The following is a 23,369-nucleotide window of genomic DNA, read 5'->3' as shown; positions in this document are numbered from 1 at the left end:
AGATTCTTCGTATATTTACGTAAAGCTGTTGTTTATGGGTATAAAACTACGCTATCTACTTTTTTTCTTGACGCTTACCGCCCAATCTCAAATTGAGCAAGGAACCCTATTTTCCGAAGCCATTGAAAAAAATATAAAACACTACAAACAGCAATCTCAAAATGCCTATGCCAATCACAATTTCCAACGTGGCGAGTTTTTATTTGATTCACTAATAAGTCATGTGGTTAATGGAAGCTATCTCGATAACTTTAAGGTGAAAAAGCGTTCCGGTAGAAAAATAGATCTCTACAAGTTTAAAAAGCCAATTTTTTTAATGACCTATGCCTCATGGTGCACTCCTGGCATTGGAGAAGTTCCCGCTCTAAATGCAATAGCTAAAACCCATTATAAAGACATCGATTTTGTAATTCTATTTTGGGACTCGAAAAAAAATGTGCGAAAATCCTCCAAAAAATACTTCCGAAAAATCAAGGTGGTTTATGTAGATGAAAGCGAAAACATAAACAATCATGTTATTGAAGTAATGAAACACAGCCTTGGGTTTCCAACTTCCTTTTTTATTGACGCCAACAAGAAAATTGTAGACGTTAGGCGAGGTGCTTTACATCCATACAACAAAGCCTATGAGGTTTCGTACGAGTTAAACTACAATTCGTTTAAAAATGGAATCTCACTTCTTAAAAACCTGGATACCCAGAAAAAAGATCGTTTTGCTGCAAAACAAAACCCGTAACTTTAGAAAAGCTACGGGTATAAATTTAGTTTAAACCGGTTTATTGATAATAGCCTTTCTCCGGTATTTCAATAAAGTATTCTTTCCCCGATGCGTTTTTTAAATACGTATCGCGCAGCCATGGATTATGGATTTTAAGTATTTTGTAATTAATTCCATATTGCTTTACCCATTCAGCCCAGTCGTCAACGGGCGTATCAACCATTACCTTAAATGTAGGGATATTGGCATACAAATCTTTTGGCCTAAAATTGAAGCCGTATCGTTCTGGATGAGTTAGTATTTCTTTTATTGCTATGATTCTAAAAACATAGCGACTGGTTTCGCTATTGAGCAACAAATCGTAGTAATCGGATTGTTTTTGCCGCTTTATTTGCCTGTTCATTCCAGCCACCCCAGCATTGTAAGACGCGGCAGCCATAGTCCAACTCCCGAATTTAGCTTTAGATTTTTTTAAGTACTCTGCAGCAACCATGGTAGCTTTTTCAAGGTTGTATCGCTCATCAACATAACTGTTAATTTCAAGCCCATACTCTTTTCCTGTACCTTTCATAAAATGCCAGATTCCACTTGCACCTGCGGGCGAACTTTTGTATTCCAGGGCGCTTTCGGCTACTGCCAAATATTTAAAATCGTCTGGTAAGCCGTATTTCTTTAAAAGCGGTTCAATTTGCGGAAAGTACTTATTCGCTCTTTTAAAAAGCAAAAGACCATTAGATTGCCAATAGGCATTAACCAGCAACTCCCTGTCTATACGCTCTCTTATATCTGGATTATAAAGTGGCACGGGCTCTCCCGCAAACTCCAATTGATCTGGTATTGGCAATGCATAAACATTATAGTCATTTACTAATTTTTTCTCCAGATGTTCATCGGTTTGGGTATCCTGTACGGCATTAATACTAATGGCGCTTACTGCCAAAACTGCTATCACCACCCCTAATTTACCTATCAATTTCATAGTGTTTTACTTTTTAAAATATGTACCAATTAAATCATTTTTTATAAGAAATAAAAATCTATTCCTTAAAAATCATCAATAGTTTTTTTGATATCTCGCGCCCCCTGTTTAAGATCATAATATGGGTGCCATTTTCAATAACCTCGCAATCGTGAATATATTTTATAGGAAACACCGAATCTTTTTCGCCGTGAATATGCACCACCTCTGGCAAGACTTTATTACTGCTCCAGTTTATCATTTTTTCAAGTGCCCAATCTAAATATTGTTTATTGCGAACGTGCAGATAGTCTTGATAAAGCGATAGACGTTTTTTAGACTTAGGCCCTATGGAAAACTTGGTTAAATCTTCCACGCTCAGCACTAACTTTGTAGGTATTAACTTATATGCCTTAGTAATGCTAGCCATTTTCATCCGCCTAGGAAGCTCATCCCTTGTTTTTACACTAGAAATAATAATCAGTTTTTTCAGGTTTAAAAAACGGCTCATTTCCTGCACCACAACACCTCCAAATGAAACCCCTATCAAAATAGAACGATCGTGTTTCACAAAATGTGCCATTCGTTTTGAATACGCCGCTAAGGATTCATTTTTTTCCGGAATCAACCACTCAATAATATGGACCTTATAATTCTCCGGAAACCGAATATTTCTAAAGATTTCTCGTCCCGCTGCCATTCCTGGCACGAAATAAACATGATATATATCAGAATTCATAAGTCTTTTGTGAAGAAAATGGGATAGCCCAAAGATTATTCGTAAATTTACGTAAATAAAGATAGAAATATAAATATGCTTTCTATTTCTGCTAAAATTTTCTTTAATTTTATTTTAAAAACAACCTAAATTTATTTTTTGTAGTCACTCTAAATGAATTTTTTAGTTAAACAAAACTGCCTTTTAAAAATTTATTCCTCTGTTGGCTACGCTGAAATTTTATTTCTTAAAAAATATAAAAACAACTCCCAATGATTGAAGATGTAGAAATTACCGACAACGAATTTTTAAGACAATTTGAACTCGAGATTGGAGACAATATAGCCCGGATAGAATACGCCTTACAGGAACGGAAAATTTTCCTTACCAAATATGAAATGCCCGAAGAAATGGAAGACCAAGGCTTTAGAGAGATTTTTATACGAGCCGTTTTTGAAGAAGTAAAAGATCGCGGTATAAGCCTTGTTCCAACAAGCCCTGAAGTAGCAGGCTTTATGCGTAAAAACCGAAGGCGATATAAAGATTTACTACCGGTTGGAATCAATATTTAAAGCCGCATACAACTAAGCGTCCAGAGCCTCCATCGGCGCATTAACAACCTCCTCAAAACGCACCAAGCCATCTTTATCTATCTTGGTAAGTTTTATTTCTTTTAACGTATTTACCAACTCAGGATTCCACGGCGCCTTTACCTTTACATAATTTTCGGTAAATCCGTGAATATAACCTTGCTTGTTCTCTCCTTCAAAAAGAACGGTATGCGTACTGCCCAACTGGCTTTCATAAAAAGCTCTTCTCTTTTTTACTGAAAGCCCACGCAGCATCTTACTCCGCTTATTTCGAACCTTTTTAGGCACAACAGCTTTCATTTCTGCTGCCGGCGTATTGTCTCTTTCGGAATATGTGAAAACGTGTAAGTAAGAAATATCCAATTCATTCAAAAAATGATAGGTCTCTAAAAAATGCGCATCCGTTTCACCCGGAAAACCAACAATTACGTCCACGCCAATACAAGCATGTGGCATTTGCTCACGAATTGTATTTACGCGATCTATATAAAGTTCGCGCATATAACGACGTCGCATCAATTTTAGAATTTCATTGCTCCCACTCTGTAGCGGAATATGGAAATGTGGTACAAATGTGCGCGATTTCGAAACAAACTCTATGGTTTCATTCTTTAAAAGATTGGGCTCTATTGATGAGATACGCAAGCGCTCAATCCCATCTACTTCGTCCAGGGCCTTTACCAAATCTAGAAATGTGTGTTCGTGTTTCTTATTGCCGAATTCACCCTTACCATAATCACCAATATTAACTCCGGTAAGCACTATTTCCTTAATTCCCTGTTGCGAAATATCAGAAGCATTCTTTAATACATTTTCTAGCGTATCACTTCTCGAAATACCACGCGCAAGTGGAATGGTGCAATAGGTACACTTGTAATCGCAGCCGTCCTGAACCTTTAAAAATGCTCGGGTCCTATCGCCTACGGAATAAGAGCCAACATAAAAGTCGGCATCTTCAATTTCGCAGGAATGTACCTCGCCGAAATCATTTTTTGTAAGGTCGTTTAGATAATCCGTAATCTTAAATTTTTCGGTTGCTCCAAGTACCAAATCTACACCATCTACGTCTGCCAACTCATGGGGTTTCAACTGCGCATAGCATCCTATTGCAGCAACAAAGGCTTCTGGGTTTGCTTTTTGCGCTTGCTTAACGATAGTTTTAAAACGTTTATCGGCATTTTGGGTAACACTGCAGGTGTTAATCACGTAAATATCAGCTTTTTCAGAAAATTCAACGCGCTCAAAGCCTTCTCCCTCAAAACCTCTGGCAATTGTAGAAGTTTCGCTGAAGTTTAGCTTACACCCTAGCGTATAAAAGGCAACTTTTTTTGAAGTATCCATAACATTTATTAAACTGCAAATATAAGCGATTCTTGTTAAAAACTAGGATGTTGAACGCCGGATGTTCTATACTAAAACCCAATCTTGGAATGTAATTTAAAACATTAGGGATTTTGAAAAAGTATGTTTTATATTTGAAAAATGATAACAAGTACTTTCAAAGATTAAACTGAATTGGTTAGATTAATCATTGCCTATCAATAGCGTCCTAAACGTTCATAAGGTAACCATTGAAAGCCTTTGTTTAATGGGGCTTAGAGATAATATGAAGCTTAGGGGTCTGTAATTGAGAATTCCTGTTTTTTTGGCCTATCGAAAATTTATCGTAAAATTTGAAGTGAAGTTCCCGTAAAATTTTAGGCTGTTTGAGCCAGCAAAGATAGTCATCAAAGCACTGGATTTAAAGGCGAGTTCCTAAAATTTAGGGGACGAACAAAAAATTTAGAGAAAATTTCGTAAGCCTAGATTTTTTTGGTTCGTTTTTTCATCAATGGAAAAAATGAACAGGTTAAATATTTAGGACAGGATTGTTGCCTATCCGTTTTTTAACATGTAAACAAAAAATTCTGCGAATATCTGCGTAATCAGCGGGAAACATGATTTTTTTCCAAAACAAGAAATTCATCCTATTTATACATCGCGCAGAATAGAATGTGTAGAAGCCAAGTTTATTTTGTGGAAAAGTATGATTTTTGCTATCGTATAATGAATACGCTTCTATCCTATCAAAAAACCTTATATTGAATTGAATGCTACAGTCGAGGTCTAAAATAACATCCCACATCCAGTACCCCACAACTCGTGTTTTACTTTTAATCGCAGTGCTTTTTTCTGTTTTTACTTCCTGTAAAAAAAATTCCGAAACGGAACGCGACCACCTGGTGTTCAGATACAATGAACACGGCAACATCCCTACCTTAGATCCTGCTTTTGCCAGGAATCCACAGGCTATTTGGCCAGACAATCAATTATACAATGGTCTGGTACAACTGGACGATTCGTTAAATATTAAGCCCGATATTGCAAAAAGCTGGGTTATAAATGATTCCACTTATACCTATACTTTTTATCTTCGCGACGATGTATATTTTCATCAAAATAAAGCTTTTGCCCAAGAAGGGCTTCACAGTCCAACCCGTTATACCCGCAAGGTAGTAGCGCAAGATTTTGTTTACAGTTTTGATCGTTTAACTGATGAAAACCTAGCCTCCCCCGGAAGCTGGGTAATGAATTATGTTGCAAATTATAAGGCAATAGACGATCATACCTTTGTAATTCAGTTAAAGCAATCATTTCCGGCTTTTTTAGGCTTGCTCTCAATGCGGTATTGCTCGGTTGTGCCCAAGGAAGCTGTAAGCTTTTACGGCAATGACTTCCGAAGAAATCCAGTAGGAACGGGCCCTTTTCAATTTAAAATGTGGGAAGAAAATATAAAACTCGTTTTTAGAAAAAACCCCTTGTATTTTGAAAGGGACAAAGCGGGCAACAGACTTCCGTATTTAGAAGCAGTAGCCATTACATTTCTGCCAGATAAGCAAAGTGAATTTTTACAGTTTGCCCAAGGAAAGCTCGATTTTATTTCGGGGTTAGATGGCAGCTATAAAGATGAACTCTTAACCAGCAACGGCGAATTACGACCAAAATATACAGATGAAGCCTATATGGTTACGGGGCCATATTTAAACACGGAATACCTTGGATTTTTCTTAGGAGCCGAAACGCCCGAAATAAAAAACAAAACTTTGCGACAGGCCATAAATTATGGCTTTGACCGTTCAAAAATGGTGAAGTATTTGCGTAACGGCATTGGTATTCCCGCCACTCACGGCTTTATTCCCAAAGGTTTACCAGGCTATGACGAAATTGATGGATACACCTACAATCCTCAAAAAGCAAAAGCATTACTTGAAGAATACAAAACTGAAACTGGTGATCTAAAACCGGAAATAACCATAGGCACCAACAGCCAATATTTAGACTTATGCGAATATGTGCAACGCGAACTGGAAAAAATAGGAATAGCCGTAAACATTGATGTCATGCCACCTTCCACTTTACGACAGATGAAAAGCAGCGGCGAACTGGATATTTTTAGAGCCAGTTGGATTGCAGATTACCCCGATGCCGAAAACTATCTATCCTTGTTTTACAGCCCCAACTTTACTCCAAACGGCCCCAACTATATGCATTTTAAAAATGCCACCTATGATAGTTTATATTTAAAGGCACTCTCAATTTCAGATATTGCCAAAAGAAAGGCACTTTATACAAAAATGGACTCTATTATAGTTGAAGAAGCGCCTGTAATTCCCTTGTTTTATGACATGGCGGTACGCTTTGTAAATAAAAAAGTAAGCGGACTAGGAATTAATCCACAGAATTTTTTGGTTTTAAAACGAGTGAAAAAACAATAAGATGGGGTTTGGAGGTTCGGTAGCGGCAATGGTACAGTCAATTCGCAATAATGCGAAACAAATTACCAAACGTAAAAATTACTTTGAAAAAGACGTCGTTTCGAAATACACGACATCCACAAAATCATAGATTATAAAAAGTGCTCACCAACTCAAATTCAAGCCTTCAGAGAAAAATTAAAAAGGGAAGAGTTACATCGACAAAAAAAGATGGCAACTATCTTTGGGATTGTAATGCTTGTAATTGTTGGTCTTTTAATCTATTTTTTATTTTACTGTTAAAGTTCACCTGCCCTTTATAGGCCATCAACCTTTCCGCCATTTCGCTGTTTCCTCAAAAATGTGGTCTAAGATTTTTGCATCGGTTTCTGAAAATTCAATACTTCTTCTTTGCATAACCACTTTAGCCACTTCAAAGGCTTTATTGGTTTTATAGGTAGTAAATCCACCGCTTCCGCCCCAACTAAAACTAGGGATAAAGTTTCGCGGGAAACCACTCCCGAATATATTGGCACTCACGCCCACGACGGTTCCCGTATTAAACATGGTATTAATACCACATTTACTATGATCGCCCATCATTAAGCCACAAAACTGCAATCCGGTTCTGGCAAAACCTTCCGTTTCATAATCCCAAAGACGTACTTCCGCATAGTTATTTTTCAAATTGGAGTTGTTGGTATCTGCCCCCAGATTACACCATTCGCCTAAAACAGAATTACCCAAAAACCCATCATGGCCTTTGTTTGAATATCCAAAAATCACTGAATTGTTTACCTCTCCCCCAACCTTACTATGAGGACCAATAGTTGTATTGGAATAAATTTTAGCCCCCATCTTCAGAGTAGCATTGTGGCAAAGTGCAAAAGGCCCGCGCACCAAGGCACCTTCCATAATTTCGGCATTTTTACCAATGTATATGGGGCCATCAGCGGCATTTAACGTGCAAAACTCAACCTTAGCGCCTTCTTCCACAAAGATATTTTCAGGATTTTTTGTCCAAATATTCGCAGGAAGATCTTGCGAGGTTTTGCCTTTTGTAAGCATTGCAAAATCGCGTTTTATAGCTTCGCCATTTTTTGAAAATATATCCCAAGTGTGGGTAATACGCAACACATCATCAAACTCATATTGAATTATATCAAAACTATCAAAATCAACCTCTTGGCCTTCTGTTGTAAAGAAAGCAATAGGCTCATCTTCTAAAAAAACAGCTTGGTTCTCTTCGAGTCCTTTAACTATATTTACTAAATTTTCTGACGGAAGAAAAGAAGCGTTTATCAAAATGTTCCTTTCCAACTCCAGGAACGGATATTTTTCTGAAAGATAATCTTCAGTAACACTTGTGGTAGTAAAGCCCAAAAGATGCTCCCATTTTTCACGAATAGTCAATATTCCTACTCGAATATCGGCTACTGGTCGTGTATATGTGAATGGCAACAATTGATTTCGGACGTTTCCATCAAAAAGAATATAGTTCATTGATCTGAAGTTATGGGTTAAACACTGTAGGCTTTAAGAAACCAAAGTTAAGCAATCGGGAAATTATAAATTAAAAAAGCCTTCGATTTCTCAAAGGCTTTTAATGATAATATAAGCAGTTGTGTAATTCAATATAAAATTGAGACTACATTATAACCGCCAATTTGAAGACTACTCTTCAGTTTTAGCTTCTTTTTTAGCAGGTTTTTTAAACTTGCTGTATTTGTTTTTGAATTTATCAATACGTCCTGCAGTATCAATAAGTTTTGCTTTTCCAGTGTAGAAAGGGTGTGACGTACGTGAAATTTCCATTTTCACCAAAGGATACTCAACACCATCAACTTCGACAGTTTCTCTAGTATCGGCAGTTGACTTTGTAAGGAAAACTTCATCGTTACTCATATCCTTAAATGCAACCAATCTATAATTTTCTGGGTGGATACCTTTTTTCATCGCTATAATAATTTGTATTAAAAATATTCTCTCCCGACCTTTCGGAAATGAGTTTGCAAATTTAAGTATAAATTAGAAATTAGCAACAAAATACTACACTTTTTTAATTCACTTCAAAATTGATTGCAAATGTAACGTTTTACTATCTTTGTTTACTAACAATTAAAACCAGTGCACCGTACTTTTACAGGTGTAAATTAATTTCAGAAAAAATGGAAAACCAACAAGTCTCGCTTAAAAAAATCGCACTAAACTACGGTGTATTGCTTGCGCTTCTATCTATTGTACTACAGGTAATTTCTTATGTACTTGATGCACACATTGACCGCCCATTATGGCTAACCCTTGCACAACTAGTAATATCAATAGGTGTAATTGTATATGGTATAAAGGCTTTTAAATCTGGAAACGCTGGTTACCTCACCTTGGGCCAGGCACTTAAAACAGGGGTTGCCATTAGCTTAGTTGCCGGATTAATAGCTGTAGTTTTCAACTATATTTTTATGAATTATATTGATCCTGATTTTATTGAAAAAACCATGGAATTTTCTCGGGAACAGATGATCCAGGACAACCCGAACTTAACCCAAGAACAGGTAGATAATGCTATGGATATTTCTGCTAAATTTATGTCGCCTTTAATAATGTCTGCATTTGCTATTATTTCAACATTGTTTTTCGGGTTTATAATTTCATTGGTGTCAGGCTTGATTATGAAAAGGAATCCTCCACAACAATTTTAATTGAATGAACCTATCCATTGTCATCCCTCTTCTTAACGAGGAAGAATCACTTAATGAACTTTACCCTTGGATTGAAAGCGTGATGCAAGCCAATGGTTATTCATACGAGCTCCTATTTATTGACGATGGTAGCACAGATGGCTCATGGAATATAATTGAAAAACTAGCTAAGGAAAACCCAGCGGTTAAGGGAATTCGCTTTCAAAAAAACTACGGTAAGTCGCAAGCCTTACACGCCGGTTTTGCAATGACTCACGGCGATGTAATTATAACAATGGACGCCGATTTGCAGGACAATCCTGAAGAAATTCCAGAACTGTACAACATGATTACCGAAGATGGTTTTGACCTTGTTTCGGGATGGAAAAAGAAACGATATGATTCCGTGCTGAGTAAAAACTTACCTTCAAAACTCTTTAACTATGCCGCACGAAGAACCTCTGGCGTAAAACTGCACGACTTTAATTGTGGGCTAAAAGCCTATAGAAAAGAAGTGGTTAAAACCATTGAAGTAACAGGCGATATGCACCGTTATATTCCCGTTTTGGCCAAAAATGCAGGGTTTAGCAAGATTTCTGAAAAACCCGTACTCCACCAGGCCAGAAAATATGGAACCACCAAGTTTGGCGCTGAACGTTTTATTAGAGGCTTTTTAGATTTAATCACCATTTGGTTTTTATCCACTTTTGGAAAGCGGCCCATGCACCTGTTTGGCGCTTGGGGAGCAGTAATGTTGGTTATTGGGTTTCTGCTTACCCTATATCTGGGCATTGATAAATTGTTTTTAAATCCAGATGGAAGGCTTATCGCTGAACGCCCACAATTCTTTATTGCCCTAACTGCTATGATTTTGGGAACGCAACTTTTTTTAGCCGGATTTCTAGGCGAATTGATATTGCGAAGCAAAAAAGATTCCCAGAATTATATTATTAAAGAGCAAGTATAGTAAGTAAAGTATATTTTTATGTTGTGGTGCATTTAAGAGCAACTTTCTGGAAAATCTAAAATTTCTATTTTAAATCCAAAATTTAGATTACATTTGTATCTAAATGGATACATTCTAAATGATTATTACCGAAAAAACAACTGAATTTGATAAGTGGATTAGGAAGCTAAAAGACATTAGAGCGAAATCTAAAATACTCTTCCGAATTCAGAAACTCGAAACCGATGAGCATTTTGGAGATTGTAAACCTGTTGGAGATGGAATTAGCGAAATGCGAATTAATTATGCAAAAGGCTATCGCGTGTATTTCAAAGAAAAAGAAAGCAAAATCGTTATTCTTTTAATTGGCGGAGATAAATCAAGTCAGCAAAAGGATATCGAGAAAGCGAAAAAAATATGGAACAGAATAAAAAATGATTGATATGGCAACTACAAAATTTGATATTGCGGACTATTTGGACAGCGAAGAAATGATTGCTGAATATCTAAATACAGTTCTTGAAGACGGAGAAAGTTCTGATTTGATTGTGGCAATTGGACATATTGCAAAGGCAATCGGAATGACTAAAATTGCGGAAAAAACTGGAATGAGCAGACCAAGTCTTTACAAAGCTCTATCTGATGGAGCGAAACCACAATTCGGAACAATAATGAAAGTGCTAAAAGCTATTGGCGGACAAATAAATGTGAAACCAATGTCAGCGTAGAAAAACGCACCACAATAACTAAGCATTCGTGTGGTCGGAACGACCTAACATGAATGCAGTGTTGACTGAACCGGTGTAAGTCGATTTGCCTCTATGGGGATTGGTCTGTTTTGGGATGGGTTTTCAGGAGTTGGTTGTTCCGGTTTTGGTTATATCGGTCTCCTTTATTGCTAAGGAATGGAAAAGCTTATTACGTTTTGTGGTCTCCCTCCGCTGTTTTTCAGTTCTTTTGGACGATTTTCTTCCCCCGAAGTTTCGGGGTGGCCATAGCTTTCCCATTACGCTGGGATCTGCGTTTTTAGATAGGTCTGTTCATTTGTTTTTTGATCTGCTCCCGTCAATCATTAGGTGGGCCTCGAGCTAAAAAGGTTGCAATGGTAACGAGGTTTCCTTTTTTACACTACCCTTCCCCACTCTCTAAGCTTACTTTTTACCAGCAACTGCGAAGACTAAAAAGCTTTTTAAAGCACATATATGTCAAAATCTTAAAAAGCAGCATATAAATACCTATTTTTGCACTTTTAATTTAAGCAAATGATATACGTAGATCCAAAGACTTTAACCCGTGTAAACAAATGGCTCACTCCTTTTTTCGACACAAAAACGCAAGCCGAGATTAAGGAAATGATTGCCAACGACCCCGAAGGTCTGGAAGACAGCTTTTATAAAAACCTAGCCTTTGGAACAGGTGGCATGCGCGGAATAATGGGCCACGGCGACAATAGAATCAATAAATATACCTTGGGGAAAAACACCCAAGGGCTTTCAAATTACCTAAATAAACAATTTCAAAACCAAGAAATTAAAGTTGCAATAGCTTACGATTGTCGCCACAACAGTAAGAAATTTGCAAAAATTGTAGCCGATGTTTTTTCTGCCAATAACATTAAGGTTTTTCTCTTTTCAGAGTTACGGCCTACACCAGAGCTTTCCTTTGCCGTTAAACACTTAGACTGTCAGGCAGGAATCGTTTTAACAGCGTCGCACAATCCGCCAGAATACAACGGCTATAAAGTGTATTGGGAAGATGGCGGCCAATTGGTGCCACCGCAAGACGGCGATATTATTGCTGAAATAAATTCACTTCAATACGAAGACATAAAGTTTGAGGCCAATGAAGGCTTAATTAAAAGTATAGACACCCAAGTAGATCAAGCCTTTGCAAAAGCTTCAGTTAAAAACGGAACTTTTAATACTTCACAAGCGGCAAAAGACAACTTAAAAATTGTTTTCACCTCCCTTCACGGAACTTCAATAACCATGGTTCCTGATGTATTGGAAGCAGCCGGTTATAAAAATGTTTCCATCGTTACGGGACAAGCAGAACCCAATGGCGATTTCCCTACGGTAAAATCTCCAAATCCTGAAGAGCCCGCTGCCTTAAAAATGGCACTGGACCTCGCAGAAAAAGAACATGCAGATATTGTAATTGGAACCGACCCAGACTGCGACCGATTAGGCATTGCGGTTAGAAACAACAATAACGAAATGGTGCTGCTAAACGGCAATCAAACCATGGTGTTAATGACGCATTTTCTTTTAGAGCAGTGGCAAAAAGCGGGAAGACTGAATGGAAAACAGTTTGTTGCTTCAACCATCGTTTCAACCCCAATGGTAGAAAAAGTAGCTAATCATTTTAACGTAAAATACATTGAGGGCCTAACTGGCTTTAAGTGGATTGCAAAAATGATAAAAGATTTTCCCGAGTTAGAATTCATTGGTGGCGGCGAAGAGAGTTTTGGATATTTGGTAGGCGATTTTGTTCGCGATAAAGATGCCGTTACCGCTACCCTATTGGCTTGCGAAATTGCCGCACAAAAGAAAAATGCCGGCAGTAGCATGTTTCAGTATATGGAAGAAACCTATAATGAATTCGGAAATTATCGAGAGCATTTAATTTCGGTTACAAAAAAAGGTAAACAAGGTGCCGAGGAAATTTCAGCGATGATGAAAACACTTCGCGAAAACCCCTTTACTGAGATTGCCGGAAATAAAGTAGTGCGTTTAGACGATGTTTTAAAAAATGAAACAACAGATTTTAACACCCAGCAAACCTCAGCTTTAAACCTTCCAAAGTCCAATGTATTGGTCTATTACACGGAAGACGGCAGTAAAATTGCAGCCCGTCCAAGCGGCACCGAACCCAAAATAAAGTTCTACATTAGCGTAAACACGAAGGAAAAAGATAACTTTGAAGAAATACTTCAGAAAAAGATAGACGCTATTGCTGCACAACTAAACATTAGTTAATGAATTATTTCAAAAAAGTATTAAGTTACGTTTTACCTTATAAAAGGTTCGCTTTCCTGAATATATTTTTTAATATTCTATATGCTTTATTCAGCACCCTTTCATTTGTGGCGCTTATTCCGGTTTTCGAAATTATATTCAGCAAAAATCGAGACTTAGGCCCAAAACCCGTTTATGAAGGAATTTCAAGTATAAAAGATTATTTCCAAGAGTCTTTAAACTACATTATTCTAGATAACATCAATAAGCACGGCGAGTTTAAGGTGCTTATGTATATGGTAGGTATTATTATTTCGCTGTTTTTATTAAAGAACTTGAGTAATTACTTGGCCATGTTCTACTCTACTTTTATGCGAAATGGAGTTTTAAGAGACCTTAGAAATGAGCTATACCGGAAAGTGATTAGCTTTCCTTTGGCGTTTTATTCTGAAAAAAGAAAAGGCGATACAATCTCGCGCCTTAGTGGTGATGTAGATGAAGTGAAAAACTCGGTGCTATCTGTTTTAGAAATGATTGTTCGCGAACCCTTAACCATAATTACCTCTTTAATAGTAATGCTGGTAATAAGTCCGAAATTGACTTTATTTGTATTCCTATTTCTACCAATTTCTGGCTTTTTAATTTCTAAAATTGGCAAATCATTAAAAAAACGTTCCTTAAGAGTACAGGAAGAGCAAGGTGTTTTTCTTTCCATTTTAGAAGAAACCATGGGCGGCTTGCGTATTATAAAAGCATTTCATGCTGAACATATTTTTCAGGAAAAGTTTGAACAAAGCAACCAGCGCTTTTACCATCATTCTAATAAAGTAACAAACCGTCAGAATCTCGGTTCCCCCGTAAGTGAGCTTCTTGGAATTATCACTATTGGAATTTTGTTGGTATTTGGCGGATACTTAGTGTTTATTGATCGCTCCCTAGAAGCTAGTTTTTTTATTGGATACATTACCTTAGCCTACAATATTTTAACCCCAGCAAAAGCTATTGCCAAAGCTAGTTACTCTATAAAACGAGCCGATGGTTCAGCAAAACGTATTTTTGAATTGCTTGAGACTAAAAACACAATTACCGATATTGAAAACCCAGTTACTAAAGAAGAGTTTGATGATGTTATTTCCATTAAGGATATTTCGTTTAAATATGAAGATCAATATGTGTTAAAAAACTTCTCTTTAGATATTCCGAAAGGAAAAACTGTAGCCCTCGTTGGTCAATCGGGAAGTGGAAAAAGCACCATTGCCAATCTATTAACCCGTTTTTACGATGTAAACGAAGGAAGCATCGAAATTGACGGAGTAGATATAAAAAACATCTCAAAAAAATCGCTACGTGGTTTAATGGGCATTGTTTCGCAGGATTCCATTCTTTTTAACGATTCTGTAGCCGATAACTTAAAGCTTGGAAAACCACATGCCTCTGATGCCGAATTATTAGAAGCTGCCGAAATAAGCAACTCATATGAGTTTATAAAAGACCTTCCCGAAAGCTTTGAGACCAATATTGGGGACAGTGGTAATAAATTAAGTGGCGGACAAAAACAACGTCTGAGCATTGCGCGTGCCGTTCTTAAAAACCCACCGATCATGATTTTAGACGAAGCCACTTCTGCCCTAGATACCGAAAGTGAACGCTTGGTACAGGACGCATTAGAGAAAATGATGAAAAACAGAACATCAATTGTCATTGCTCACAGACTATCTACTATTCAGAACGCCGACAACATTGTGGTCCTTTCCAAAGGTGAAATTGTAGAGCAAGGTAAACACCAAGAGCTTTTAGCATTAAAAGGCGTTTATTACAGTTTGGTAGAGATGCAATCACTTGCCTAGTTCCTACCCCTAATTAAACTATTCCTTCGTACTTTAGTCCAAGTTAATAATTGCACAAAGTGGTTGAAGAAAAAGAACTGGTAGCGGCATTACAGACCGAAGCGGAAAAAGAAGCCGCCTTCAGGCAATTGGTTACGGAATACAAGCAACGGCTTTACTGGCAGATACGGAATATGGTTCTGGATCATGAAGACGCCGATGACGTGCTTCAAAATACTTTTATAAAAATTTTTCGCAATATAAATTCCTTTAAGGGCGATAGCAAGCTTCACACCTGGATGTACCGAATAGCGGCAAACGAATCCATCACTTTTCTCAATAAAAAAGCGAAGCGCAATAATATTACCCTAGAAGAAGTAAAAGACAACGCCCTTCGCAACCTTGAAAGTGATGTGTATTTTGAAGGTGATGCCATCCAGTTGCAGTTTCAAAAAGCCATTGCCACACTACCCGAAAAACAACGGCTGATCTTTACTATGAAATATTTTGAAGACCACACTTTTAAGGAACTTTCTGAAATTTTAGAAACATCTGTCGGCGGACTCAAAAGCAGCTACCACATTGCAGTAAAAAAAATTACAGCGTTTATAAAAACCAATGAAACTTTATAACATATTAATAGTCAAATATTAAAGTGAAGCAAAAAAATAACATACCGCATTATAAAGTTCCAGAAGATTATTTTAAAGACTTTGAGGAGCAGCTTTTTAGTAAGGTTTTAGAGGAAAAGCTACCCAAAATCAATGGCTTCTCAGTACCAAAAGGATATTTTGAAGCTTATGAGGAGCGTATTTTAGATGCAGTTACGGTTTCAGAAAAACCGACTAAAACAATTTCTTTATTTCCGAAGAAATACTTTAGTTATGCGGCAGCTATTGCGGCTTGTATGATTATTGGGTTATCAATTTTTAACACGGCCACTGAACGGCAAAATTTAGATACCTTACAATGGTCTGCGGTTGACACCTACATTGAAGAAGGAAATCTAAATTTAGATTTATATGAGCTCACAACCATGCTGGAATATTCAGATATTTCGGGTGTGGGAAATGAAAATTGGGAAATCTCCCAGGACGATTTAGAAGAATATCTTTTTGAAGATATAGATTCAGAACCCTTAATAGAAGAACCATGAAGAAGTTGTTGATAATACTACTATTTTCCACGTTAAGCCTACAAGCTCAGCAAAAGAAACACGAAAAAATAAAGGCGCTTAAAACAGCGTATATTACCGAGAAGCTAGACTTAACCTCTTCAGAAGCAGAAAAATTCTGGCCCGTTTATAACCGTTTTAGCGAAAAACTACACACCCTAAAAGTACGCGAACACAAAGAAATATATAGAAAGTTACGCGATGGAATTGAAACCTTAAGCGATGCAGAAGCAAATAAACTCATTGATGAAAACCAATCTATTGAAACAAGCGAAATGGAGCTGCGCCAGCAAATGACAGACCAGTTACGAAAAGTGATTTCACCCAAAAAGATAATTCTCCTAAAAAAAGCAGAACACGATTTTAAGCGGAAGCTACTTCAAAAATACAGACACGGAAAAGAAAAGAGAAAGTCATAAAAAAAGCCCCAAAACGGGGCTTTTTCTAATTTAAATGCATTGGATTACATAGCACCCCACTCTTTTAGAGACTTTTCGTTTAGTGCAATATAGTCGCTATTCTTAGCTTCTTTAGATAACCTTAAAGATTCCTTTGCCGCTTTAATTGCTCCATCCTTATCTCCTGCCTTAGCATAGATCAAAGACTTTTGACGCAATTGATAAAACTTTGGTTCTTTAGTTAACTCCATGGCTTTATCCATCCAAGTTTTTGCCTGGTTTATGTCTTTTCCCGCTTCAAAATAATACATAGCAGCAGCGTAGTATTCACCTGCTCCCGGACCGTTCATCACACGTTTAATACTTGAAGTTACAGCTGCATCGGTATTAAATTTAATTGGCACACCTACGTAAGTTTTATCCCAAAGCATACCTAAAGTAACAGCGTCATACGCTAAATCGTCAAACGACATTGTAAAGGATTCAAAACGCTTAGTTAGCGGAGCTGGTTTTACAGAAACTTGAGCCACAATCTTGCTGTTATCAAGTTTTTTTGGAGCACCCCAATTGTTTATGTCGTTATAAAAATAAACTTCCCAATTTGAAACTCCTGGTTTGGTGAAAATTGCATACGAACCCGCAGAAACTTTCTTACCGCCAATTTCTACGTCATTACTAAATGTAATTGTTGTATTGGTATTGGCACCTGTACGCCATATAGCGTCATAAGGAACAAGTTCGCCAAAAATTGCTCTACCCTTCATTGAAGGTCTAGAGTATTCAAGGGTAACATCGGTTAGCCCAACTTTTTGTTCAATTTTTTGGAACGGACTTGGTTGTGGCGTTTTAATTTGGGCTTGAGATCCCACCGTCAATATGAAGGCAGAAAAAAGCAAAATAATCTTTTTCATGGTTGTAGTTTTTAAATAAATATAGTTTTTACGAAGGTAGTGTTTGAATTAATTCTAATTTGTTAATATAAACCTAAAAAACGCTCTTGAACACAAGCCAACAATCAATTATAAGTCCATACTTTATGCAACCCAAGCAAGAGATGTTAATTTTTTGTTTAATCTTTTTGTAAGAATGTAAAACAAACTAGTTTTAGATCGAATTAAAAATGAAAAGATACAAACTGTTCTGAGGCTCTTTAGGTTAGAGTTGAGAAATAAAATTTCTAATTAGTCGTGTCCGACTAAGATATAAGACCGCTGCGCTGAAAGACATAAGACGTAAGACTTGCTTTTTAATTGATAAATTTTGATGCTAAGTATAATAGTATGCTGTCATTAAATAAAAAATATTCTAATTGCCTATTATCTGTGACTCAACAAATTTTCTCACTCTTTTAATCGGACACTAATGATTTCTAATAGTAACACCTACAGGTTAGTACGTATGAAGAACAATCTTTTAACAAAATTGCATAATCCAAGCCTTGAATGAAAATTTATACCTTACAAGCAAAGCAAAATCTACCAATATCCATAGATGAAGCCTGGTCTTTTTTATCAGACCCCAAAAACCTTAAAGTCATAACACCAGACTACATGGGCTTTAACATTAAATCTGGCGCAGATAGACCCATGTTTGCCGGACAGATTATTGAGTATATTGTTACTCCAATTTTAGGAATAAAGACAAAATGGGTAACCGAAATTACACACTCCCAAGACAAAAGCTATTTTGTTGACGAACAACGCTTTGGTCCCTATGCCCTTTGGCATCACAAACATTTTATTAAAGAAATAGACGGAGGCGTTGAAATGGAAGATTTACTACATTACAAACTCCCTTTTGGAATATTAGGACAAATGGTACATCCCTTTTTAGTGAAACCAAAGTTGAATGAAATTTTTGAATACCGAAAAAACAAACTCAATGAGCTTTTCGGAACCCTATAATCTCGAAGAAATACTATGAAAAAAAATATTTTATTAATCGGTGGATCTTACGGAATAGGTGCATCAATTCCAACAAGATTAAAGGATAAGCATCACGTTTATATAGCCGCTAGAACAAATAAAAATATTCCTGAAGCGGTTCATTATATTGAATTTGATGCTCTAAAAGATGATGTAACCCGATTAGATTTGCCTGAAAAGCTTCATGGATTGGTTTACTGTCCTGGAAGTATTAACTTAAAGCCTTTTAAAATGATGGGCAATCAAGTATTTTTAGACGACATGGAAGTCAATTTTCATTCCTTACAGCGGGTTGTTCACGGATTGCTTCCGAAGTTAAAAAACTCAGATCAGGCAAGTTTGGTTTTCTTTAGTAGTGTAGCGGCTCAAGTTGGTATGCCGTTTCACACCAGTGTAGCGGCGGCCAAAGGTGCCATAGAAGGTTTCGCAAAAGCGCTGGCTGCCGAATATGCCCCCAATTTTAGAGTAAATGTTATTGCACCCTCACTAACCGACTCTCCTTTAGCTTCAAAATTGCTAAACAGCGATTCAAAAAAAGAAAAAATGGCAGAGCGCCATCCCTTAAAAAAAGTGGGATCAACCCAAGACATTGCCGCAATGGCCAGTTTTCTTCTCAGTGAAGACGCCAAATGGATTACAGGTCAGGTTTTAGGCGTTGACGGCGGACTTTCAACATTAAATACCCATTAAGTTTTGACAGAAAAAGTAAATATATTTTGGTTTCGAAGAGATCTGCGTATCGATGATAATATAGGTTTTTATAAAGCTCTAAATGGAAAATATCCGGTGCTGCCTCTATTTATTTTCGATTCAGAAATACTAAACGAACTTCCTAAAGACGACGCACGGGTTAGCTTTATTTCAGAAACACTTCAGAAAATGCGCAATACATTGCAAAAGCATGGCAGTAGTATTGCTATCTACCATGGAAAACCAGAAGTTGTTTTTAAGGAAATACTCAATACATTCCAGGTTCAAAATGTAATTACAAATCGAGATTATGAGCCGTACTCAAAAACACGAGATACCGCGATAGAAGCTTTACTTTCCAAAAAAGATATTGGGTTTTATACGTTTAAGGATCAGGTGATTTTTGAAAAAGACGAAGTGGTGAAAGGCAATGGCGATCCATATATTGTTTATACGCCCTATATGAAGGTCTGGAAAGAAAAATTCAGGAACGAATACAAAGAAAAGATTTATTATACTTCAGAAGTTATTGACAATCTGCATCAAGACTCAAGGTTACCAAATCTTTCCCTTACCGATATTGGGTTTAAAAAATCTAAGATAGAAATTCCTGAATACGATGTAACGCCAACTACGATACAAGCCTATGAAGAAAAAAGAAACTTCCCATCACAAGATGCCACTTCACACCTAGGGCCGCACTTGCGTTTTGGTACGGTTAGTATTCGGAAAATGCTAAAAAAAGCAACTTCGGAAAAAAATGAAGTGTTTTGGCAGGAGTTAATTTGGAGGGAGTTTTTTATGCAAATATTATGGCACTTCCCTGAAACAGTTAAAAACGCCTTTAAAAAGAAATACGACCGAATTGAATGGCGCAACAACCCAACAGAATTTGAAGCCTGGAAAGCCGGAAAAACTGGATACCCAATGGTAGATGCCGGTATGCGCGAACTGAACAAAACAGGATATATGCACAATAGGGTGCGAATGGTTGTTGCCAGTTTTTTATGCAAACACCTTTTGATAGATTGGCGATGGGGTGAAGCCTATTTTGCCGAAAAACTGTTAGATTATGAAATGGCTAGCAATGTGGGCAATTGGCAATGGGCGGCTGGAAGTGGTGTAGATGCCGCGCCATATTTCAGAATTTTTAATCCCACTACCCAGATTGAAAAATTTGACAAGGATTATAAATATATTAAAAATTGGATCCCAGAATTTGAAACAAATCACTACCCGCAAAAGATTGTTGACCATAAAGAGGCTCGAGAGCGTTGCCTAAGGGTTTATAAGGCAGCGGTTTCGCAATAGAAAGTGTTCTAGCTTTTATTGTTAAAAAAAATGTAAATGAAGGCTAAATTTATGCTATACTGAACAATTTTACTACTCTTGCAGAGTTAAGTTAAGCAGTATAACAAACCCGACGCTATGAAAAAGATTCTATTTTTAACCATCCCCCTACTTTTAGTTGTGTTTCAAGCAACGGCGCAAGACGACTCCGTTGAAGTAAGAAAAAACACATTAAAAGATCAAATGGAAAAGGCATTTGATAAAAGCAACAGTTACCAAGAATATAAGGTAATTAAAAAGACACAACTTGCTACCTTAAAGCGAAACATTCTAGATTCCGTTGGCAACTTGGAGCAGCGTATAAATACTCAGGAAAAAGAGCTAGGACTTCAAAATAACGAAATAGATTCACTTCGTCAAAACTTAAAGCAGACCCAAGAAAACTTAGTTACTTCACAAGAAAAAGAAAACGGTATCGAAGTTTTGGGAATTCAAACTTCAAAATCAACCTACAATACAGTAATGTGGAGCATTATCCTCTTTTTAGTATTGATGACCGCTTTTCTATTTTACCGATTCTTAAATAGTCATAAGGTCACAAATTCAGCTCAACTTAAAATGGCTGAGATGGAAATAGAAATGGAAGATTATCGCAGAAACAGTCTAGAGCGTGAACAAAAGTTACGCAGAAAACTTCAGGATGAAATCAATAAAAATAGAAAGGCTTAATTTGAAGAGGCGTTTCTAGTAATTTTAGCCCCTATTTTCCGAAGTCTTTCGTCTATATTTTCATACCCCCTATCAATCTGTTCAATATTATGGATGGTGCTGGTTCCCTGCGCCGAAAGTGCAGCTATAAGTAGCGAAACCCCTGCTCTAATATCTGGCGAAACCATTGTTGTTGCCTTAAGATTAGATTTAAAGTTGTGCCCTATAACCGTAGCGCGGTGTGGATCGCAAAGAATAATCTTAGCCCCCATATCTATTAGTTTATCAACAAAAAACAAACGGCTTTCAAACATTTTTTGATGAATGAGCACACTGCCTTTTGCCTGTGTACATACCACAAGAACAATACTTAAAAGGTCTGGTGTAAATCCTGGCCAAGGTGCATCGGCTACCGTAAGGATAGAGCCGTCTATATAACCTTGAATTTCGTACTCTTCCTGTGCTGGAATATGAATATCGTCGCCTTTTTTCTCCAGTTTTATCCCTAGTTTTCTAAAGGTATCGGGTATTAAACCCAAGTTTTCCCAACTCACGTCCTTAATGGTTATTTCGCTTTGGGTCATTGCAGCAAGACCAATCCAACTGCCAATCTCTATCATATCTGGCAAAACGCGATGGGTACAACCTCCAAGACTTTTCACACCTTCAATTACTAAAAGGTTTGAGGCTACTCCGCTTATTTTGGCGCCCATGGAATTTAGCATTTTACAAAGCTGCTGTATGTAAGGCTCGCAAGCCGCATTATAAATGGTAGTGGTCCCTTCGGCCATCACTGCAGCCATAATAATATTTGCCGTTCCAGTTACCGAGGCTTGATCTAACAGCATGTAGGTTCCTTTAAGACCGTTAGGTGCTTCCACGCCATAAAACCGATCTTCTTTATTATACCTAAACGCTGCACCAAGCTTTATAAACCCTTCAAAATGTGTGTCTAGCCTTCTTCGGCCTATTTTATCGCCTCCCGGTCTAGGAATATATCCCTTACCAAAACGAGCCAAAAGTGGCCCTACAATCATTATTGATCCGCGAAGTGAACTTCCTTCTTTTTTAAAAAGCTCAGATTCCAGGTATTCTAGGTTTAATTCGTCGGCAATAAAGGCATATTTACCTTTACCGAGTTTTTGGATTTTCACTCCCAAATTCTCTAAAATACCAATGAGTTTATTAATGTCGAGTATGTCTGGAATGTTATCAATCACCACTTTCTCTGGTGTTAATAATACTGCGCAAAGAATTTGTAAGGCTTCATTTTTGGCACCTTGGGGCGTTATCTCACCTTTTAGTTTGTGCCCGCCTTCTATCTGGAAAGTTCCCATGTTTAAAGCTTGTAAATTTTAATGACGTTTACGTCCGCGATGGCTGCCAGATTTGTAGTTTTTCTTACTGGAGCTAGAGCTATATCGCTTTTTATTTTTTAATAAGTTTGAGGCATCTCTTAAATCTTCATCACTGTTTTTAAGGTTTATTTTTCCTTCAGACAGTTCATAAAGATGCGAGAAAATAACATCGTCCGCTACGGTATCCCTATTCCAATTAAGAAAACATTTTTTCATATGATTGGCTATAGTAAGGATTAGGCCTTCTTTTTTATCACCTTCCTCCCATTTAACAGCTACATCAATCATTCTTTTAATATTGTTGCCATAAAACCGATACTTTGGGTGGTTTTGCGGATAATCAAGCGGATCTGGATGCTCCATAAGTTCTTCCCTAGAAGGTACAGGGAAAGGCGAATCCACATCCAGTTTAAAGTCTGAGATTATAAACAGTTGGTCCCACAGCATGTGTTGAAAATCTGGCACATCTCGTAAATGTGGGTTTAGATTGCCCATTACGTTAATAATGCTCTTCGCCATTTTATTGCGTTCATCTTTATCTTCTTTGGCTACCGCCTGATCTACCATTTTTTGAATATGGCGTCCGTATTCTGGAATAATCAATTTTGGGCGTTCTGTATTATATTCTATTTGGGCTGCTTCTTGCATCAAAATTTATTGTAGTTATTGGGAAAGATTAATTTATTCGGAAAGATTGAAAA

General features: G+C 37.2%; 24 protein-coding genes. 16 read left to right on the top strand and 8 right to left on the bottom strand.

Annotated features, from left to right (window positions below; all coding sequences use genetic code 11):
* Window positions 1-34 precede the first annotated feature (34 nt).
* Window positions 35-736: a TlpA family protein disulfide reductase gene (locus QPK98_RS14280; protein ID WP_310994144.1), complete on the top strand. Its 702-nt coding sequence runs from the start codon at window positions 35-37 to the stop codon at window positions 734-736.
* Between the two features lie 40 nt (window positions 737-776).
* Here the strand turns inward: QPK98_RS14280 and QPK98_RS14275 are convergent, their stop codons facing one another.
* Together QPK98_RS14275 and QPK98_RS14270 are read right to left on the bottom strand one after the other, a co-directional pair.
* Window positions 777-1,697, bottom strand: coding sequence for a lytic transglycosylase domain-containing protein (locus tag QPK98_RS14275; RefSeq protein WP_310994143.1), 921 nt, complete (start codon window positions 1,695-1,697; stop codon window positions 777-779).
* A gap of 58 nt (window positions 1,698-1,755) precedes the next feature.
* A complete protein-coding gene (locus QPK98_RS14270) occupies window positions 1,756-2,415 on the bottom strand; it encodes an alpha/beta fold hydrolase (protein ID WP_310994142.1) in 660 nt (219 codons plus the stop codon).
* A 251-nt stretch (window positions 2,416-2,666) separates the two neighbouring features.
* On the opposite strand from QPK98_RS14270, the gene QPK98_RS14265 reads away from it, so the two are divergent.
* The gene (locus QPK98_RS14265; RefSeq protein ID WP_310994141.1) at window positions 2,667-2,966 is read left to right on the top strand and encodes a GNAT family N-acetyltransferase; all 300 of its coding nucleotides are present in this window, start codon (window positions 2,667-2,669) and stop codon (window positions 2,964-2,966) included.
* A 12-nt stretch (window positions 2,967-2,978) separates the two neighbouring features.
* Here the strand turns inward: QPK98_RS14265 and mtaB are convergent, their stop codons facing one another.
* Entirely contained in the window at window positions 2,979-4,325 is a 1,347-nt protein-coding gene (mtaB, locus tag QPK98_RS14260) for a tRNA (N(6)-L-threonylcarbamoyladenosine(37)-C(2))-methylthiotransferase MtaB (RefSeq protein ID WP_310994140.1), read from the bottom strand.
* A 749-nt stretch (window positions 4,326-5,074) separates the two neighbouring features.
* Here mtaB and QPK98_RS14255 point away from each other — a divergent pair.
* Window positions 5,075-6,739: an ABC transporter substrate-binding protein gene (locus QPK98_RS14255; protein WP_310994139.1), complete on the top strand. Its 1,665-nt coding sequence runs from the start codon at window positions 5,075-5,077 to the stop codon at window positions 6,737-6,739.
* Window positions 6,740-7,045: 306 nt separating this feature from the next.
* On the opposite strand, the gene QPK98_RS14250 is transcribed toward QPK98_RS14255, so the two are convergent.
* Together QPK98_RS14250 and QPK98_RS14245 are read right to left on the bottom strand one after the other, a co-directional pair.
* The gene (locus QPK98_RS14250) at window positions 7,046-8,221 is read right to left on the bottom strand and encodes a GlmU family protein (protein WP_310994138.1); all 1,176 of its coding nucleotides are present in this window, start codon (window positions 8,219-8,221) and stop codon (window positions 7,046-7,048) included.
* Window positions 8,222-8,392: 171 nt separating this feature from the next.
* A complete protein-coding gene (locus tag QPK98_RS14245) occupies window positions 8,393-8,674 on the bottom strand; it encodes a type B 50S ribosomal protein L31 (RefSeq protein ID WP_310994137.1) in 282 nt (93 codons plus the stop codon).
* Between the two features lie 212 nt (window positions 8,675-8,886).
* Between QPK98_RS14245 and QPK98_RS14240 the strand changes: the two genes are divergently transcribed.
* From QPK98_RS14240 to QPK98_RS14200, 9 genes are all read left to right on the top strand, one after another.
* Window positions 8,887-9,417: a DUF4199 domain-containing protein gene (locus QPK98_RS14240; protein WP_310994136.1), complete on the top strand. Its 531-nt coding sequence runs from the start codon at window positions 8,887-8,889 to the stop codon at window positions 9,415-9,417.
* A gap of 4 nt (window positions 9,418-9,421) precedes the next feature.
* Window positions 9,422-10,363, top strand: a complete 942-nt coding sequence (locus QPK98_RS14235; protein ID WP_310994135.1) for a glycosyltransferase family 2 protein — start codon at window positions 9,422-9,424, stop codon at window positions 10,361-10,363.
* Window positions 10,364-10,481: 118 nt separating this feature from the next.
* Window positions 10,482-10,784, top strand: a complete 303-nt coding sequence (locus QPK98_RS14230; RefSeq protein ID WP_310994134.1) for a type II toxin-antitoxin system RelE/ParE family toxin — start codon at window positions 10,482-10,484, stop codon at window positions 10,782-10,784.
* A 1-nt stretch (window position 10,785) separates the two neighbouring features.
* The gene (locus tag QPK98_RS14225) at window positions 10,786-11,070 is read left to right on the top strand and encodes an addiction module antidote protein (protein WP_191100631.1); all 285 of its coding nucleotides are present in this window, start codon (window positions 10,786-10,788) and stop codon (window positions 11,068-11,070) included.
* 534 nt (window positions 11,071-11,604) lie between these two features.
* On the top strand, window positions 11,605-13,320 hold the full coding sequence (locus tag QPK98_RS14220; RefSeq protein WP_310994133.1) for a phospho-sugar mutase: 1,716 nt from the start codon (window positions 11,605-11,607) through the stop codon (window positions 13,318-13,320).
* A complete protein-coding gene (locus QPK98_RS14215) occupies window positions 13,320-15,146 on the top strand; it encodes an ABC transporter ATP-binding protein (RefSeq protein ID WP_310994132.1) in 1,827 nt (608 codons plus the stop codon). The genes QPK98_RS14220 and QPK98_RS14215 overlap by 1 nt, the downstream gene beginning before the upstream one ends.
* A gap of 59 nt (window positions 15,147-15,205) precedes the next feature.
* Entirely contained in the window at window positions 15,206-15,757 is a 552-nt protein-coding gene (locus QPK98_RS14210; protein WP_310994131.1) for an RNA polymerase sigma factor, read from the top strand.
* 23 nt (window positions 15,758-15,780) lie between these two features.
* A complete protein-coding gene (locus QPK98_RS14205; protein ID WP_310994130.1) occupies window positions 15,781-16,281 on the top strand; it encodes a hypothetical protein in 501 nt (166 codons plus the stop codon).
* Window positions 16,278-16,718, top strand: a complete 441-nt coding sequence (locus tag QPK98_RS14200) for a hypothetical protein (RefSeq protein ID WP_310994129.1) — start codon at window positions 16,278-16,280, stop codon at window positions 16,716-16,718. Before QPK98_RS14205 ends, QPK98_RS14200 begins: the two co-directional genes overlap by 4 nt.
* Before the next feature lie 44 nt (window positions 16,719-16,762).
* On the opposite strand, the gene QPK98_RS14195 is transcribed toward QPK98_RS14200, so the two are convergent.
* The gene (locus QPK98_RS14195) at window positions 16,763-17,608 is read right to left on the bottom strand and encodes a DUF2911 domain-containing protein (protein ID WP_310994128.1); all 846 of its coding nucleotides are present in this window, start codon (window positions 17,606-17,608) and stop codon (window positions 16,763-16,765) included.
* Between the two features lie 531 nt (window positions 17,609-18,139).
* Between QPK98_RS14195 and QPK98_RS14190 the strand changes: the two genes are divergently transcribed.
* The 4 genes from QPK98_RS14190 to QPK98_RS14175 all read left to right on the top strand — a co-directional run bounded on the left by QPK98_RS14190 (window position 18,140) and on the right by QPK98_RS14175 (window position 21,331).
* On the top strand, window positions 18,140-18,601 hold the full coding sequence (locus tag QPK98_RS14190) for an SRPBCC family protein (RefSeq protein WP_310994127.1): 462 nt from the start codon (window positions 18,140-18,142) through the stop codon (window positions 18,599-18,601).
* Between the two features lie 15 nt (window positions 18,602-18,616).
* Window positions 18,617-19,312, top strand: a complete 696-nt coding sequence (locus QPK98_RS14185) for an SDR family NAD(P)-dependent oxidoreductase (protein ID WP_310994126.1) — start codon at window positions 18,617-18,619, stop codon at window positions 19,310-19,312.
* A 3-nt stretch (window positions 19,313-19,315) separates the two neighbouring features.
* Entirely contained in the window at window positions 19,316-20,623 is a 1,308-nt protein-coding gene (locus tag QPK98_RS14180) for a cryptochrome/photolyase family protein (protein WP_310994125.1), read from the top strand.
* A 117-nt stretch (window positions 20,624-20,740) separates the two neighbouring features.
* Window positions 20,741-21,331 (top strand): hypothetical protein, encoded by a 591-nt coding sequence (locus QPK98_RS14175; RefSeq protein ID WP_310994124.1) that lies wholly within the window; start codon window positions 20,741-20,743, stop codon window positions 21,329-21,331.
* On the opposite strand, the gene murA is transcribed toward QPK98_RS14175, so the two are convergent.
* Window positions 21,328-22,647: a UDP-N-acetylglucosamine 1-carboxyvinyltransferase gene (gene murA / locus QPK98_RS14170; protein WP_310994123.1), complete on the bottom strand. Its 1,320-nt coding sequence runs from the start codon at window positions 22,645-22,647 to the stop codon at window positions 21,328-21,330. The genes QPK98_RS14175 and murA overlap by 4 nt on opposite strands.
* Window positions 22,648-22,665: 18 nt before the next feature.
* Entirely contained in the window at window positions 22,666-23,316 is a 651-nt protein-coding gene (locus QPK98_RS14165; protein ID WP_310994187.1) for a DUF4290 domain-containing protein, read from the bottom strand.
* Window positions 23,317-23,369: the final 53 nt, after the last annotated feature.

It is taken from the genome of Aequorivita marina (assembly GCF_031631895.2).
In the GTDB taxonomy this organism is placed as follows: Bacteria; Bacteroidota; Bacteroidia; order Flavobacteriales; family Flavobacteriaceae; genus Aequorivita; species Aequorivita marina.
Note: the sequence above shows the minus strand (reverse complement) of the source record. Positions and strands in the feature narration are given on the sequence as shown.

What these genes read in the sequence shown, in the direction of transcription:
- QPK98_RS14280 (WP_310994144.1), top strand. Translation starts at nt 35, where the DNA reads ATGGGTATAAAACTACGCTATCTACTTTTTTTCTTGACGCTTACCGCC.
- QPK98_RS14275 (WP_310994143.1), bottom strand. Translation starts at nt 1,697, where the DNA reads ATGAAATTGATAGGTAAATTAGGGGTGGTGATAGCAGTTTTGGCAGTA.
- QPK98_RS14270 (WP_310994142.1), bottom strand. Translation starts at nt 2,415, where the DNA reads ATGAATTCTGATATATATCATGTTTATTTCGTGCCAGGAATGGCAGCG.
- QPK98_RS14265 (WP_310994141.1), top strand. Translation starts at nt 2,667, where the DNA reads ATGATTGAAGATGTAGAAATTACCGACAACGAATTTTTAAGACAATTT.
- mtaB (WP_310994140.1), bottom strand. Translation starts at nt 4,325, where the DNA reads ATGGATACTTCAAAAAAAGTTGCCTTTTATACGCTAGGGTGTAAGCTA.
- QPK98_RS14255 (WP_310994139.1), top strand. Translation starts at nt 5,075, where the DNA reads ATGCTACAGTCGAGGTCTAAAATAACATCCCACATCCAGTACCCCACA.
- QPK98_RS14250 (WP_310994138.1), bottom strand. Translation starts at nt 8,221, where the DNA reads ATGAACTATATTCTTTTTGATGGAAACGTCCGAAATCAATTGTTGCCA.
- QPK98_RS14245 (WP_310994137.1), bottom strand. Translation starts at nt 8,674, where the DNA reads ATGAAAAAAGGTATCCACCCAGAAAATTATAGATTGGTTGCATTTAAG.
- QPK98_RS14240 (WP_310994136.1), top strand. Translation starts at nt 8,887, where the DNA reads ATGGAAAACCAACAAGTCTCGCTTAAAAAAATCGCACTAAACTACGGT.
- QPK98_RS14235 (WP_310994135.1), top strand. Translation starts at nt 9,422, where the DNA reads ATGAACCTATCCATTGTCATCCCTCTTCTTAACGAGGAAGAATCACTT.
- QPK98_RS14230 (WP_310994134.1), top strand. Translation starts at nt 10,482, where the DNA reads ATGATTATTACCGAAAAAACAACTGAATTTGATAAGTGGATTAGGAAG.
- QPK98_RS14225 (WP_191100631.1), top strand. Translation starts at nt 10,786, where the DNA reads ATGGCAACTACAAAATTTGATATTGCGGACTATTTGGACAGCGAAGAA.
- QPK98_RS14220 (WP_310994133.1), top strand. Translation starts at nt 11,605, where the DNA reads ATGATATACGTAGATCCAAAGACTTTAACCCGTGTAAACAAATGGCTC.
- QPK98_RS14215 (WP_310994132.1), top strand. Translation starts at nt 13,320, where the DNA reads ATGAATTATTTCAAAAAAGTATTAAGTTACGTTTTACCTTATAAAAGG.
- QPK98_RS14200 (WP_310994129.1), top strand. Translation starts at nt 16,278, where the DNA reads ATGAAGAAGTTGTTGATAATACTACTATTTTCCACGTTAAGCCTACAA.
- QPK98_RS14195 (WP_310994128.1), bottom strand. Translation starts at nt 17,608, where the DNA reads ATGAAAAAGATTATTTTGCTTTTTTCTGCCTTCATATTGACGGTGGGA.
- QPK98_RS14190 (WP_310994127.1), top strand. Translation starts at nt 18,140, where the DNA reads ATGAAAATTTATACCTTACAAGCAAAGCAAAATCTACCAATATCCATA.
- QPK98_RS14185 (WP_310994126.1), top strand. Translation starts at nt 18,617, where the DNA reads ATGAAAAAAAATATTTTATTAATCGGTGGATCTTACGGAATAGGTGCA.
- QPK98_RS14175 (WP_310994124.1), top strand. Translation starts at nt 20,741, where the DNA reads ATGAAAAAGATTCTATTTTTAACCATCCCCCTACTTTTAGTTGTGTTT.
- murA (WP_310994123.1), bottom strand. Translation starts at nt 22,647, where the DNA reads ATGGGAACTTTCCAGATAGAAGGCGGGCACAAACTAAAAGGTGAGATA.
- QPK98_RS14165 (WP_310994187.1), bottom strand. Translation starts at nt 23,316, where the DNA reads ATGCAAGAAGCAGCCCAAATAGAATATAATACAGAACGCCCAAAATTG.